Origin of the sequence: Microlunatus sp. GCM10028923 (assembly GCF_042666975.1) — a bacterium.
Classification (GTDB): Bacteria; Actinomycetota; Actinomycetes; order Propionibacteriales; family Propionibacteriaceae; genus Microlunatus.
The window spans coordinates 220,055-233,363 of the sequence record NZ_JBHTFF010000013.1; the positions used below are offsets into that span (position 1 = coordinate 220,055).

General features: G+C 71.2%; 13 protein-coding genes. 9 read left to right on the forward strand and 4 right to left on the reverse strand.

All coding sequences use genetic code 11. The annotated features are described in order from the left end of the window. Positions 1 to 21: 21 nt before the first annotated feature. Positions 22 to 720 carry a TetR/AcrR family transcriptional regulator gene (locus tag ACFQU4_RS27890; protein WP_377498358.1) on the reverse strand — a complete coding sequence of 233 codons (699 nt, stop codon included), beginning with the start codon at positions 718 to 720 and terminating at the stop codon, positions 22 to 24. A 116-nt stretch (positions 721 to 836) separates the two neighbouring features. Here ACFQU4_RS27890 and ACFQU4_RS27895 point away from each other — a divergent pair, with 116 nt between their 5' ends. Then, a complete protein-coding gene (locus tag ACFQU4_RS27895) occupies positions 837 to 1,874 on the forward strand; it encodes an L-idonate 5-dehydrogenase (RefSeq protein ID WP_377498360.1) in 1,038 nt (345 codons plus the stop codon). Then, a complete protein-coding gene (locus ACFQU4_RS27900; protein WP_377498362.1) occupies positions 1,871 to 2,404 on the forward strand; it encodes a GrpB family protein in 534 nt (177 codons plus the stop codon). The genes ACFQU4_RS27895 and ACFQU4_RS27900 overlap by 4 nt, the downstream gene beginning before the upstream one ends. A 162-nt stretch (positions 2,405 to 2,566) precedes the next feature. On the opposite strand, the gene ACFQU4_RS27905 is transcribed toward ACFQU4_RS27900, so the two are convergent. After that, on the reverse strand, positions 2,567 to 3,340 hold the full coding sequence (locus ACFQU4_RS27905) for a M56 family metallopeptidase (protein WP_377498364.1): 774 nt from the start codon (positions 3,338 to 3,340) through the stop codon (positions 2,567 to 2,569). Then, positions 3,337 to 3,717 (reverse strand): BlaI/MecI/CopY family transcriptional regulator, encoded by a 381-nt coding sequence (locus ACFQU4_RS27910; protein ID WP_377498366.1) that lies wholly within the window; start codon positions 3,715 to 3,717, stop codon positions 3,337 to 3,339. Before ACFQU4_RS27910 ends, ACFQU4_RS27905 begins: the two co-directional genes overlap by 4 nt. A 49-nt stretch (positions 3,718 to 3,766) precedes the next feature. Between ACFQU4_RS27910 and ACFQU4_RS27915 the strand changes: the two genes are divergently transcribed. The 7 genes from ACFQU4_RS27915 (at position 3,767) to ACFQU4_RS27945 (ending at position 12,462) form a co-directional block, all read left to right on the forward strand. Beyond that, on the forward strand, positions 3,767 to 5,764 hold the full coding sequence (locus ACFQU4_RS27915; RefSeq protein ID WP_377498368.1) for a cytochrome c oxidase assembly protein: 1,998 nt from the start codon (positions 3,767 to 3,769) through the stop codon (positions 5,762 to 5,764). Continuing rightward, on the forward strand, positions 5,751 to 8,000 hold the full coding sequence (locus ACFQU4_RS27920; RefSeq protein ID WP_377498370.1) for a heavy metal translocating P-type ATPase: 2,250 nt from the start codon (positions 5,751 to 5,753) through the stop codon (positions 7,998 to 8,000). The genes ACFQU4_RS27915 and ACFQU4_RS27920 overlap by 14 nt, the downstream gene beginning before the upstream one ends. Beyond that, entirely contained in the window at positions 7,997 to 8,518 is a 522-nt protein-coding gene (locus ACFQU4_RS27925) for a DUF5134 domain-containing protein (RefSeq protein WP_377498372.1), read from the forward strand. The genes ACFQU4_RS27920 and ACFQU4_RS27925 overlap by 4 nt, the downstream gene beginning before the upstream one ends. 66 nt (positions 8,519 to 8,584) lie before the next feature. Next, positions 8,585 to 9,247 carry a YcnI family protein gene (locus tag ACFQU4_RS27930; protein ID WP_377498374.1) on the forward strand — a complete coding sequence of 221 codons (663 nt, stop codon included), beginning with the start codon at positions 8,585 to 8,587 and terminating at the stop codon, positions 9,245 to 9,247. A gap of 47 nt (positions 9,248 to 9,294) precedes the next feature. Continuing rightward, positions 9,295 to 10,926: a copper resistance protein CopC gene (locus ACFQU4_RS27935; RefSeq protein WP_377498376.1), complete on the forward strand. Its 1,632-nt coding sequence runs from the start codon at positions 9,295 to 9,297 to the stop codon at positions 10,924 to 10,926. A 118-nt stretch (positions 10,927 to 11,044) separates the two neighbouring features. After that, entirely contained in the window at positions 11,045 to 11,815 is a 771-nt protein-coding gene (locus ACFQU4_RS27940) for a DsbA family protein (RefSeq protein WP_377498378.1), read from the forward strand. 11 nt (positions 11,816 to 11,826) lie between these two features. Beyond that, a complete protein-coding gene (locus tag ACFQU4_RS27945) occupies positions 11,827 to 12,462 on the forward strand; it encodes a vitamin K epoxide reductase family protein (RefSeq protein ID WP_377498380.1) in 636 nt (211 codons plus the stop codon). 109 nt (positions 12,463 to 12,571) lie between these two features. On the opposite strand, the gene ACFQU4_RS27950 is transcribed toward ACFQU4_RS27945, so the two are convergent. Next, positions 12,572 to 13,237 (reverse strand): type IV toxin-antitoxin system AbiEi family antitoxin domain-containing protein, encoded by a 666-nt coding sequence (locus tag ACFQU4_RS27950; RefSeq protein ID WP_377498382.1) that lies wholly within the window; start codon positions 13,235 to 13,237, stop codon positions 12,572 to 12,574. Positions 13,238 to 13,309 lie beyond the last annotated feature (72 nt).

Sequence of the window (13,309 nt, forward strand, 5' to 3'; positions counted from 1 at the left end):
GGTCGCAGTGGTTGATCATGATCATTTGGTACGGGTCGGCCGCCGATCGATCTCCTCGGCCAACCGGTCGCGGAGCGGGCGGTAGTGCGCGATGGCTGCCGCGGCGGCGGTGGCCAGGCGGCCGGCATCGGGCGGATCGGCCGGTTCGAGGGCCCCGGCAATGGCGGTCCGGAGGGCCGCGGCCGTAGCAGCGGGCTCGGCTTCGATCCCGGCCGGATGCAGATAGAAGCCGGCCTGGGTGGCGTTGAAGATCAACTCGTGGGTGGCGTGATCAAGGTCCGCCCGGAGCAGTTCATGATCACGGAGCACCTGGAGGCAGGCCCGGCCGACCTCACGACTCCAGGTCCACAGCGGTTGGACCGCGGCCTCGTGGGCGAGTTCGCCGAGCAGTTCCCGGTCCCGGCTCATCATCGCCCAGCTCAGTGGGCGGGCCCGGGTGGCGAGATAGGTCAGCCGGGCCTGTTCGGACGGCAGGACCGCCGACGGGTCCTGCTCCATGGCCGCGATCAGCTCGTCGGTGATCGCGATCGACTCCCGCATCAGCACGGCCGCCAGCAATCGGGTCCGGGACTCGAAGTGCAGGTAGACGGTGCCCTTCCCGATGCCGGCGCGACGGGCGACCTCGTCGATCGTGACCCGCTTCGCGCCCCAGCGGAGCACCAGCTCGGCCACCGTGTCGAGGATGCGCTGGTCGCGATCCCGGTACGCGCTCTCGGACACCGGCGGACCTCCCCCTCAGATGTGACTGATGACCAAATTAGTCTTTTGGTCACACACCTCGCAAGAGGGCGCACTGTGGCGTCGGTTACGCTGCGGCGCATGCCAGGGTGTGACCGATGAGGGCCGTGGTCGCCCACGGGCCGGGGGATCTTCGCGTCGAGCAGCTGCCGGAACCGGAGCCGGGACCGGGCGAGGCCCTGATCCGGATGGCCTTCGGCGGCATCTGCGGCTCCGACCTCTCGTACTGGCGGCACGGCAGCACCGGCGTCGCGGTGATGACCGAGCCGTTGGTCCTCGGGCACGAGGTGTCCGGCCGGATCGCGGCCTTCGGGCCCGGCCCCGAACCGGACGGGCTCGCGGTCGGCGATCCGGTCACCGTCCATCCCGCGACTGTGGTCGGCGACGAGGCGTTGCCGGACCGGATCGCCGGCCGGACCAACCTGCACCGGGTGGTCCGCTACTTCGGCTCGGCGGCGTTCACCCCGCACACGCCGGGCGGCTTCGCCGACTTCCGTACGGTCCCGGTCGGGCAGCTGCGTCCCGTGCCGGAAGGAGTCGACCTCCGGCGGGCCGCCGTCGCGGAACCGCTCGGGGTGGCGCTGCACGCGGTGAACCGGGCCGGCGACGTGGCCGGCCGGACCGTCCTGGTCGGCGGCTGCGGACCGATCGGCGTGCTCGTCGTCGCCGCGGCCCGGGCCGCCGGCGCCGCGGCGATCACGGTCGCCGACGTCGCCCCATACCCGCTCGGGATCGCGCGCCGGATGGGCGCCGACGTCGCCATCGACCTGACCGCCGGGGAGCCGTTGCCGGAGGACGTCGAGGTGGCGTTCGAGGCATCCGGGGTGCCGGCGGCGGTGGGCCCGGTGCTCGCGGCGACCGCGCGCGGCGGCGTCCTGGTCCAGGTCGGCAACCTGCCGGCCGGCCCGCATCCCGCCGACCTCGCCGCGCTGGTGTCGCGGGAGATCGACTACCGCGGCAGCTACCGGTTCGTCGACGAGATCAGCGACGCGCTGGCGCTGCTGGCCGGCGGGCTGGACGTGGAGCCGATGATCAGCCACACGTTCGGGCTGGACCGGGTCGCCGAGGCGTTCGAGGTCGCGGGCGGGCGGAAGAGCAGCAAGGTGCTGCTCGACCTCGGCGGTCCGGCCTCGTGACCGCCGCCGGTCCGCTGGTCGAGGTCGTCGACTGGTCTCCCGACTGGGCCGCCCGGTTCGCCGCCGACGCGGCCGAGCTGGCTCCGGTGCTGCCCGCCGACGCGGTGATCGAGCACATCGGCTCGACCAGCGTGCCGGGGCTGGCCGCGAAGCCGATCATCGACCTGCTCGTCACGACCACGGACCCGGATTCCGTGCTGGCCAAGGGATCCGGCGTGTTCGACCTCGGCTACACGTACAACCCGAAGTACTTCGCCGACGATCCCGACCACATCTTCTTCAAGCGGGACACCGACGGCGTCCGGACCGAGCATCTGCACGTCTTCCACGTCCGGTCCCCGGCACCGCAGGCCGACCGCGACTTCCGGGACTACCTGATCGCGCATCCCGACGCGGTCGCGCGCTATGCCGAGGCGAAGCGGGCCGCCGCGCTGGCCCATCCGGACAGCCGCGCCGACTACGGAACGGCGAAGGAGCAGGTGGTGCTGGAGCTCACCCGCGCGGCGCGCCGCTGGGCAGGCCATCCCTGACCTGCCGGTCCTTCTGCTCGTTGCCCGCCGCAGCACCCCACCGCCTCCACCTTCCTCGCCACCCCCTCCGTCGACTGGGCATAAGCGCAGCGACACGCCGCCGAAACGGCTGCTTTTGTGCCGAGTCGGCGGGACCGGGGGAGGCGGGACCGGGGGCGGGGATCAGGCGGGGAGGAGGCGTTGGGCGCGGAGGTGGAACAGGTGGTCGTCGCCGGTGGACAGCTTGGCCAGGGCGGAGGCGGTGATGCCGGCGCCGCAGTGGCGGGCGGCGGCGTCGTCGGCGATCAGCTCGGTCAGCAGCAGGGTGGCGCGGTGTAGTTCGCGGGAGGCGATCAGGGTGGGCAGGCAGGCGCAGCTGAGGGCGGCGAGCCGGGTGGCCAGGTCGTGCCGGCCGCGCAGGTGGGCGCGTTCGTGTTCGATCACGGCGCGTACCTCGGCGGGGGAGAGCCGGTCGGCCAGGCCGGAGCTGACCACGATCTCCCCGGTACGGCCGCGCAGGCCGCAGGCGAGCGGGCGGGGCGAGTTGATGTAGTGCACCGAGAGGCCGGCGACCGTCTCCTGCCGATACCCGGCGGCGCTGATCAACCGGTCGAAGTCGGCCCGCAGCTTCCGTTCGGCGACGATCATGCCGCCGAGCTTCGTACCCACGACGCTGAGCAGGCCGCCGGCCAGGCCGAGCGAGATCCAGGCGAGCACGGTGCCACCCGTCGGCACCAGCCAGTCCTGCCGGCTCGCGGCCAGATGCGCCTCGATGCCGTACGTGATCGCGAGGCCGATCGCCGCCGCCGCCGACACCAGGCCGGACAGGAACAGGGTGAACCAGAGCCACAGGCAGAGCCGCGGCCGTTCGATCCGCCAGTGACCGCGACCCAGCAGCAGCGGCGCCAGGAACATCGTCCCCAGCGTGTACGCGACCAGGGCCGCGACCATGATCATGATCGGCTGCTCCGCTTCCCGTTCCGGCGGGCCTCCAGGGCCTGGCGCAGCGTGTCCGCGTCCCGGGCGTCCAGGTTGCCGGCCAGCTGGACCAGGGCGGCCGCGCGGTCCTCGGTCGCGGTGAGCGAGGTGAGCATCTTCTCCACCGCGTCCTCGGACTCCGACTTGGCGGCGGCGAAGCGGTAGGTCGATCCGGTGGCCTCCTCGCGGAGCACCCGGCCCTTGGTCCGGAGCCGTTCCAGGATCGTCAGCACGGTGGTGATGGCGGGCGTCGGATCGCTGATCGCGGCCTGGATCTCGCGCGCGGTCAGTGGCGCGTCATGCCGCCACAGTGCGGCCATCACCTTCGCCTCGAGTTCGCCCCGGTCCCGGACCATACCTCTCCTTCTACAAGTTGTTGAAGCCTAGCGTAGAGTCTCCGGCGAGATGGACGAGACAGACTCCCCGGCCGACGATCCCCGCAGCGTCACCGCCGCTCCGCCCCGGCCCAGCGCCGCACGCTCCGTCGTCCTCGTCGTGGCGACGCTGGTCGCGGCCGCCGGGGTCGCGGTCGCCGCGGCCTGGCAGTCGGGCCAGACCAGCCTGCCGGGGCGGGTCGAGGCCGACGCCGTAACCATCGCGATGGGGGCGTTGCTCGGTTTCGTCGCGAGCGTCAGCGCGCTGGTCGCCCTGGCCCGCCTGGTCCAGGTCGTCGCGTTCGCCCGGCGTCCCGCGCGGGAGGACGGTCACCGGCTGTCCGGTGCGCAACTGGACGCCCTCACCTCGGCCAGCCGCTGGTCCCTGAACTGGGCCGTCGCCGCCCTCGCCGCCGTACCGTTCAGCGCGGCGATCAGCACCGGTGTCCCGGTGGCCTACTTCCTCTACTCGCCCGGCGACTTCCTGACCGCGAACCAGTCGGCGCAGGCCTGGCTGCTGACCGCCGCGATCGCCTTCCTGGTCGCGATCCTGACCCGGTTCGTCGGCAGCTGGCCGTCGGCCGTGGTGATCGCCGGACTGGTCGCCTTCGGCGGCTTGCCGTCGGTGCTCACCAATCAGGTCTCGGTCGGCGCCGGCCACGACCTCGCCACCGACGCGGCGACCGTCTTCACCCTCGCCTCGTCGGCCTGGTTCGCGATCACCTGGGCGGCCGGCGAGTCCTGGCGGGATCCGTCCGTGATCGCCCGCTATCGGCTGGTCGCCGGCGTCGCGCTGCTGCTCAGCCTGGCCGCCCGGGTCGGCATCGCCGCTTTCGAACTGGTCGACGAACTGCCCTGGCAGTCCGGCTACGGGATGGTGCTGGCCGGCCTGTTGGCGTTGTTGATCATCCTGGCCGTGCTCTGGCTGGTCCGGCTGCGCTCGGCGATCACCCCGCGCTGGGACCCGGTTCTGATGATCTTCGTGCTCGGTGCGCAGGCCGCGCTGACCGCGATGATCCCGCCGCGCTACTGGTGGCCGCAGTCGGCTCAAGAGAACTACCTCGGCTTCGACGTGCCGGTCCCGCCGCAGGCCGCCGAGATGCTGCTCCCAGGTCGGCCCAACCTGCTCTTCGCGGCGGCGGCCGTCGCGGCGATTCTCCTGTACGGCTGGGGATTCCTGCGGCTGCGCCGGCGCGGTGATCACTGGCCGGTGCACCGGATGGTGACCTGGACCCTGGCCTGGCTGATCGTGCTCGTGGTCACCACCAGCCGGGTCTGGATGTACTCCTCGGCGATGTTCAGCTGGCACATGGCCGTGCACATGACCTTCAACATGCTGGTCCCGGTGCTGATCGTGCTGTCCGGCCCGATCACCCTGCTGCAGCGCGCCGGCCGGGTGTCCCGGCCGGGCGATCCGTACCGGATCCGGGATGCGGTGAACGCCGCGCTGCTGATGCGGCCGGTCCGGTTGATCACCCACCCGCTGGTGGTCTGGGTGATCTTCATCGGCTCGTTCTACGCGCTCTACTTCTCCGGGCTGTTCGACTCCGCGATGAAGTACCACTGGGCGCACCAGCTGATGACGCTGCACTTCCTGATCGCCGGCTGCCTGTTCTACGGGCTCGCCGTCGGTGTGGACGCGCCGCCGCGGCCGATCCCGCACGTGGCCAAGCTCGGCTTCGTCTTCGCCGCGATGCCGTTCCACGCGTTCTTCGCCGTGGCCGTGCTGTCCGGTGGTTCAATCATCGGCGAGAACTTCTACACCTCGCTCGGCCTGGCCTGGCCGCACGATCTCGCCGCCGATCAGCAGGTCGGCGGTCAGATCGCCTGGGCCACCGGCGAACTGCCGTTGTTGATCATCATCGTCGCGCTGGTCGCGCAGTGGTTCAGGTCCGACCAGCGGGAGGCTCGGCGCAAGGACCGGACGGTCCGCGGCCGGGACGACGAACTCGACGCCTACAACACGATGCTGGCCGAACTGGCCCGGCGGGAATCCGATCGTGAGGTGGCGCGCGATGACCGGCACTGAGGTGATCACCGACCGGGCCGGCCGGATCGAGCTCGACATCGGCGGGATGACCTGCGCCGCCTGCGCCACCCGGATCGAGAAGAAGCTGAACCGGCTCGAGGGCGCGACGGCGATCGTCAACTACGCCACCGAACGGGCCGTGGTCACCGGCCTCACCGCGGACCGGGCGCCGGACGTGGTGGAGGCGGTACGGAAGGCGGGCTACACCGCCGACGTCATCCCCACCGACACCGAGGCGGCCGACCGGTACGAGAGCAGCCGGCCGGACCGGGTCGGCATGCTGCGCCGCCGGCTGGCCGTCGCGGCGATCCTCACCCTGCCGCTGGGCAACCTGACCATCGCCCTGGCCCTGGTGCCCGGCCTGCGCTTCCCGTACTGGGAATGGTTGTGCGTGCTGATCGCGATCCCGGTCGTCTTCTGGTGCGCCTGGCCGTTCCACCGGGCCACCCTGCGCAACCTGGCGCACCGCTCGTTCAGCATGGACACGCTGGTCTCGCTCGGCGTGCTGTCGGCGTTCGGCTGGTCGGTGGTCTCCTTGATCACCGGTTCGCCCGATGATCAAGGCTATTGGCTGGGGTACGGGATCACGCCGGCCGGCGCGGACTCGATCTATCTCGAGGTGGCGGCCGCGGTCACCACCTTCCTGCTCACCGGCCGCTACTTCGAGGCGCGGGCCCGCCGGTCGGCCGCGGACGTGCTGGGCGCGCTGAACCGGCTGGCCGCGAACCGGGTCCGGGTGATCCGCGACGGCGAGAAACGGGTGATCGACGTCGCCGACCTCGGCGTCGGCGAGACCTTCGCGGTCCGGCCGGGGGAGACCATCGCCGCCGACGGCACGGTGCTCGACGGCGCATCCTCGATCGAGGTGTCGATGATGACCGGCGAGCCGCTGCCGGTCGAGGCGGCGGCCGGCTCGACGGTGCTGGGCGGCACGATCAACCTGACCGGCCGGTTGTTGATCAAGGCCGATCGGGTGGGGCAGCAGACCCAGCTGGCCCAGATGGCGGTGCTGGCCGAGCAGGCGCAGGCCCGCAAGGCCCGGGTGCAGCGGCTGGTGGACCGGGTCGTCGCCGTGTTCGTACCGGCGGTGTTGATCATCGCCGCCCTGACCCTGACCGGCTGGCTGATCACCGGTTCCGGGATCCGGGAGGCCGCCAGCGCGGCGATCTCGGTGTTGATCATCGCCTGCCCGTGCGCGCTGGGGCTGGCCACGCCGACGGCGCTGATGGTGGGGGTCGGCCGGGCCGGCCAGCTGGGCATCGTGATCAAGGGCCCGGACGCGCTGGAGGCGAGCGGCGAGATCGACACGGTGGTGCTGGACAAGACCGGAACGCTGACCGAGGGGTCGGTCGCCGTCCGTTCGGTACGGGTCGTCGGCGAGCTCGCCGAGCCCGAGGTGGTCCGACTCGCCGCAGCCACGGAACGGCACTCCGAACATCCGGTCGGCGCGGCGATCGCGGCCCTGGCCGATCCCGACGCGCCGGAGCCGACGGTGATCGACTTCGCCGCCGAACCGGGCCTCGGCGCCCGGGCCGTGGTGGACGGACGCCGGGTGCTGATCGGCAACGCCAAGCTCATGGAACGGCACCGGATCGCGCTGCCCGACACCGCGCAGGAGGAGCTGGCTGCGGCCGAGTCCGCAGGGCAGACGGCGGTCCTGGTCGCGGTCGACGACGTCGTGGTGGCGGTGCTCGGGCTGGCCGACACGATCCGTGACTCGGCCGCCGAGGCGGTCGCGGAACTGCGCCGGCTCGGCCTGACCACGGTGCTGCTGACCGGCGACAACGAGCGCGCGGCGAACGCGGTCGGCGAGGCGATCGGCGTCGACGCGGTGATCGCGGACGTCCTGCCGACCCAGAAGGCGGCCGCGATCGAGTCGCTGCAGGCCGGCGGCGCGAAGGTGGCGATGGTCGGCGACGGGATCAACGACGCCACCGCGCTGGCCACGGCGGACCTCGGGCTGGCGGTGATCAACGGCACCGACATCGCCCTGCGCTCGGCGGACCTGATCCTGGTCCGGCGCCACCTCGGCGTGATCCCGGACGCGATCGAGCTGTCCCGGCGGACGCTGAAGACGATCCGGGGCAACCTGATCTGGGCGTTCGGCTACAACATCGCCGCCATCCCGCTGGCCGCCGCGGGCTGGCTGAACCCGCTGATCGCCGGTGTCGCGATGTCGCTGTCGTCGATCTTCGTGGTCACCAACAGCCTGCGCCTGCGCAACTTCCGATCATGATCGACGCCTGGGCGATCACCGTGATCTCCGCGGCCGTTGCGGCCTACGGGGTCGTCCGGCTGGTTCGTCCGTGGGGCTGCGCCGGCCGTACCGGGGCGGTCTCGCAACTGCTGCACGTGATCATGGCGGTGTCCATGATCGCCATGGTCTGGCTCCGGCAGCCGGCCTGGTCGGGCTGGCTCCAGCTGGCCGGGTTTGCGCTGGCCGGCGTCTGGTACCTGCTGCCGCGGGTCCGCTGCAGCGGCGACCGGGAGGCCTGGCCGGCCCACGCGGTGATGATGTTCGGGATGTCCTGGATGGCGCTGGTCATGATCATCCGCCCGCCCGGGCCGATCGCCTCGCTGGCCGGGATCGCCGTCCTGGTGGCGTTCCTGGTGGTCGGCAGCCGGCAGCTGGTCGCGCTCGCCGGGCCCGTCCTACGCCGGCACCGGCACCGGATCGCCGAACGGACGGCGACCGTCGCCATGGTGCTCGGCATGATCATCATGACCGTACCGATGCTCGCCGTGACGACCTGAACCCCGATGCCTTCTACAAGTTGTAGAATCGTCGCGTTCGGACCAGCGAAACGAGGAATGACTGCGATGCAACGTCTAGTTCCCGCCACCGTGATCGGCGGAATTCTGCTCCTGCTGCTCGGCGCGACCCCGGCCAGTGCCCACGTCTCGGTCAGCACCGCGCGGGCCGTCGCCGGCGAGTACGCCGTGCTGACGTTCGCCGTACCGCACGGGTGTGAGGGATCGCCGACCACCAAGATCGCGATCAAGATCCCGGAGGTGATCACCACCACCAAGCCCACCGTCGTGGCCGACTGGAAGGCCGAAGTGGTCCGGGTCAAGCTGGCCGAGCCGAAGACCGACAGCCACGGCACCACCATCACCGAACGGGTCGACCAGGTCGTCTACACGGCGGAGCAGCCGCTGCCCGACGAGCTCCGGCAGACCTTCCAGGTCCAGGTGAAGCTGCCCGACGACGCCGCCGGCACGACGCTCGCGTTCCCGACCGTGCAGACCTGTGCCAAGGGCGAGACCGCCTGGATCCAGGTGCCGGCCGCCGGGCAGGACCCGGAGACCCTGGAACTGCCCGCACCGTCCGTCGCCGTGACCGGTCCGGAGTCGTCCGCGGCGCCGGCCGTTCCGGCGGCCGAGTCGTCGCTCGGCTGGACCGGCCCGGCCGGACTGGTGGCCGGCCTGCTCGGGCTCGCCGCCGGCGGCTACGCCCTGATCAGAACCAGGCGGCGGTCCTGACCGTTCTCCGCCGCATTCTGCGGGCGCTCCTGCTGGCCGGGGTCCTGGTGATCGTCACCGCGACCCCGGCGGCCGCGCATGCCCGGCTGCTCGGCACCGACCCCGCCGAGGACGCCGTCGTCGCGACCCGGCCGGAGACGGTCCGGCTGACCTTCGACCAGCCGGTCCGCGCGATCGACGGCGGAACCGTGCTGTACGCAGCGGACCGAGAACCCCGGACGCTGCCCGCGACCGCCGACGGCGCCGTCCTCCTGGTCGCCCTGCCCGGCGACCTCGGCCCCGGCAGCTATCTGCTCGGCTGGCGGGCCGGCTCGGAGGACTCGCACCCGATCTCCGGCGTCCTCGAGTTCTCCATCGGCCACCGCGGCCCACCGCCCGCCGGACCGCAGCCCGACACCGCCGAGGTCGCCGAACCGTTCCGGATCCTCGCCCAGGCCGCCGCCTACCTCGGCCTGCTCCTTGTCATCGGCCTCGCCGTCTTCGACGCCCTGGCCACCATCACACCGCGCCCTGAGCCTGTCGAAGGGCAGGCGAGCACGCGCCCTGAGCCTGTCGAAGGGCCAGGCCCGGTCCGGCTTGGCACTTCGACAAGCTCAGCGCGCGATGAGGCGCAGCTGCGCCGCCGGCTGGAACTCGGCGGCGGCGCTGTGGGTCTGGCCGGCTGGATCGGCATCGCCGTGATCACGGCCCGGACCGGCGCCCCGCTCGTGCCCGCGCTCGGCTCCGTCCTGCTCGCCGCGGCCGGGCTCGGGTTGCTGTTCGCGGCACCGGACCGCGGCACCAGGGCCGGCCGGGTGCTGGTCGGTGCCGGCGCGGTCGTGGCCGCCGCCGCGGCGCTGCCACTCGGCCACGGCGCCGCGAAGGGCCCGGCCTGGCTGATGCTGCCGGCCGACCTGCTGCACGTCCTGACCGGTGGCCTGTGGCTCGGCGGCCTGGTCGGGCTGGTGATCCTGCTCGCGTCCGCCCGGGTCCGCGAGCCGGAGGCCGCCGCCGCGCTGCCGTACGCGAAAGTGCTGGACCGCTTCTCGATCGTCGCCGTGACGGCGCTGGTGCTGCTGGCCGGCTCCGGCACCGTACAGACCCTGCTGATCCTGCCCGAGCCACGGGCGCTGTTCGACACCGGCTACGGCCGGGTGCTGCTGGTCAAGATCGGCCTCACCGCCGTAGCGGTCGTCCTCGCCGCCGGCCACCACTACCGGATGCTGCCCCGGGTCCGCGCCGCCCGGACCGGGACTGCGGCGCTCCGCCGGCTCCGTCGCGGCGTCCTCAACGAGGCGGCGATCCTCGCCCTGGCCGTCGTCACCGCGGGCGTCCTGGTCGGGCTCAGTCCGGTGCCGGCCGAGCCCGGTCCGCCGGTGCGGGATTTCACCGTTCGTCTCGATATGATCACGGTCCGCGGTCACCTCGATCCTGGGCGGATCGGCGGGAACGTGGTCGAGATGACGATCGTTGATGCCGAGGGGCGTCAAACCCGGACCGCCGAGTCACCTCGGCTCCGGGCCATCCATCGGGCATCCGGACTGGGACCGATTGACGGTACGACCTCGCCGGCCGCGGCGGGGTCGTACCGCGCTTCCCTGGATCTCCCGCTCGCCGGGACCTGGCGCTTCGAGATCTCCGTACGGACCTCCACCTTCGCGGAACCGGTCGCGACAGTCGACGTCGAGATCACGCCATGACCGGCGTTCACAGCAAGGGACAGCTGATTCACAGCAAGGTCGGTGCACTGGAGCGGTCCAGGGGCGACGCGGCATTGTTAGGCTTCGAGCCGTACGAAAGACGAAAGGTTGACATCAGATGGCGTCGGTGAAGGCGAAGTCACAGTCCGGGGGGTCCAAGAAGTCCGCCCGTGAGCTGGCCAAGGTGCAGGCCGCCGCGGCACAGAAGCGCGGTCGGCTGACCCAGATCATCGTGATCGCCGCCGTCGCCCTGGTGGTGGTCGGGATCATCGGCTCGGCCGTGATCATCTCGGTGGTGACCCAGAACGATCGCCGGCCGAGCGCCAACACCACCATCACGGTGGCCGGCCGGGAGCTCCCGCTCACCGTCGACGGGACCGCGATCCGAATCGGGGCGGCCGACGCCAAGGTCAAGATCGACGTCTATTACGACTACTCCTGCCCGCACTGCAAGGAGTACGACGCCGCCACCGCGAAGACGTACGAGCAGCTGCTCGGCGAGGGGAACCTGGCGATCAACTATCGCCCGATCCAGTTCGTGTCGCAGTACGGCCAGACCGCGGGCAACGCCAGCGCCGCCGTCGTCGCGTATCAGCCGGCCGACTGGCTCGCCTTCCACTCGGCCCTGTTCGTCAACCACACCGAGCAGACCGACATCTGGCAGAACGGCGACTTCAAGACCTTCGCCGAGCAGGCCGGCGTGACCAACCCCGAGGCGTTGAAGGCGATCGAGGACGGCAAGTACAGCTCCTGGATCACCGGCAACACCGGTGAGGCCGTGAAGGCGGGCGTCGAGGCCACGCCGACCATCATGATCAACGGCGAGAAGTCGGAGCTGCTGCAGGGGCAGCAGTTGATCGACAAGGTGCACGAGCTGGTCGGAGCCTGATCATGGTCGCGGTGAGTTCGCCCGAGGCCGACGAGGTCGACGAGACGGCCGCGGGTCGTTCGCTGGCGTACCCGCTGCTGTTGATCATCGGCGGTGCGCTCGGCTTCGTCGCCGCGATGGCGCTGACCATCGAGCGGAACCACCTGCTGGAGAACCCGGAAGCCAAACTGTTCTGCGACGTCAACCCGTTCGTCGCCTGCGGCCCGGTGATGACCTCCGCGGCCGGCTCGCTGCTCGGCTTCCCCAATCCGCTGCTCGGCATCGGCGGCTTCGCGGTCGTGATCACGCTCGGCGCCGCGCTGCTCGCCCGCGCACAGTTCGCGCCCTGGTTCCGGATCAGCTTCGCCGTCGGTACGGTGCTCGCCGGCGTCTTCATCACCTGGCTGCAGACCCAGAGCCTGTACGTGATCGGCAAGCTCTGCCCCTGGTGCATGCTGGTCTGGCTGGTCACCATCCCGATCGTCGCCACCACCGTCGTCCGTACCCTCGCCGACGGGGCGCTGGGCGAGAAGGCGCAGGCCATCGGGCAACGGCTCGACAACTTCAAGATCACGATCATCGCGGTCTGGTACCTCCTGGTGATCGCCGCCATCGGCCTCCGCTTCTACCGCGACTTCGCCCTCTACTTCTTCCAGATCGCCCTCTGACCCACCTCGGCGACCTGCGAGGGCGCCGAGTGTGACCTTGCGCCCCGCTGAGAACGATTTCGGCGGTCGGTTTCGTCACACTCGACGATGGGTCGTGACATCCCTCGCCTCAGGCACGGCTCGGCCAGCCCAGTGGTTCGATGCCGGCCCGTTCGATCAGTTCTGCAGCCAGCGCCTGCCCGTCGCCGGCTGGATGATCGTGCCTGCTTGCGTACGGGCTCAGGTAGTCGATCAGCGCGCGGGGGTTCACAAGTTTGCCTTGCTGGATGCCGTCTCGGAGCGTGTCGGTGATCAGTGAGGTGTCGATCCAAAGGTTGACGAGGTCGGCGATCGTTCGCTCGACGGTAAGGACCGGAACTCCTTCAGCGGTGCTGACCTCGGCCGTGGCGAGGTGCCGGATGCGGAGCCTGACCGCGGGGAGGCGGGTGGTGCGGCGGGCGGGGACGAGGAAGTCGTGCTCGGGCCAGAAGTCACCGATGCCGTGCAGGACCGCTGCTGTCACGCCACCCGCGACCACGGCCGGCACCCCGTCGGGCGTTGCGGGTCGGGTCGCGCCACCGAGGGCGAGCCACGTAGCGTAGATCGCCTCGTGCTCGAGCTCGGGTGCGCCGGCGACCCGATAGACGCCCTGGACCAGACGGGTCAGTAGCCCCTTGTCGGCCATCCGCGACAGCTGGGCACGCGAGACTCCCACCTGCTCGGCCTGAGCGGTGGTGACCATCCCCCAGCGGAGCTCCGCGAGCTCGGCGACCGCCGGGTATGCGGCGCTGACCATGCAGCAATTGTATCGGATCTAGCAACAAAAGCTGTAGCAAAGTGGTGGTCCACGTGGCCGTGGCGACCGAGG

What these genes read in the sequence shown, in the direction of transcription:
- ACFQU4_RS27940 (WP_377498378.1), top strand. Translation starts at nt 11,045, where the DNA reads ATGGCGTCGGTGAAGGCGAAGTCACAGTCCGGGGGGTCCAAGAAGTCC.
- ACFQU4_RS27930 (WP_377498374.1), top strand. Translation starts at nt 8,585, where the DNA reads ATGCAACGTCTAGTTCCCGCCACCGTGATCGGCGGAATTCTGCTCCTG.
- ACFQU4_RS27895 (WP_377498360.1), top strand. Translation starts at nt 837, where the DNA reads ATGAGGGCCGTGGTCGCCCACGGGCCGGGGGATCTTCGCGTCGAGCAG.
- ACFQU4_RS27910 (WP_377498366.1), bottom strand. Translation starts at nt 3,717, where the DNA reads ATGGTCCGGGACCGGGGCGAACTCGAGGCGAAGGTGATGGCCGCACTG.
- ACFQU4_RS27905 (WP_377498364.1), bottom strand. Translation starts at nt 3,340, where the DNA reads ATGATCATGGTCGCGGCCCTGGTCGCGTACACGCTGGGGACGATGTTC.
- ACFQU4_RS27950 (WP_377498382.1), bottom strand. Translation starts at nt 13,237, where the DNA reads ATGGTCAGCGCCGCATACCCGGCGGTCGCCGAGCTCGCGGAGCTCCGC.
- ACFQU4_RS27915 (WP_377498368.1), top strand. Translation starts at nt 3,767, where the DNA reads ATGGACGAGACAGACTCCCCGGCCGACGATCCCCGCAGCGTCACCGCC.
- ACFQU4_RS27920 (WP_377498370.1), top strand. Translation starts at nt 5,751, where the DNA reads ATGACCGGCACTGAGGTGATCACCGACCGGGCCGGCCGGATCGAGCTC.
- ACFQU4_RS27925 (WP_377498372.1), top strand. Translation starts at nt 7,997, where the DNA reads ATGATCGACGCCTGGGCGATCACCGTGATCTCCGCGGCCGTTGCGGCC.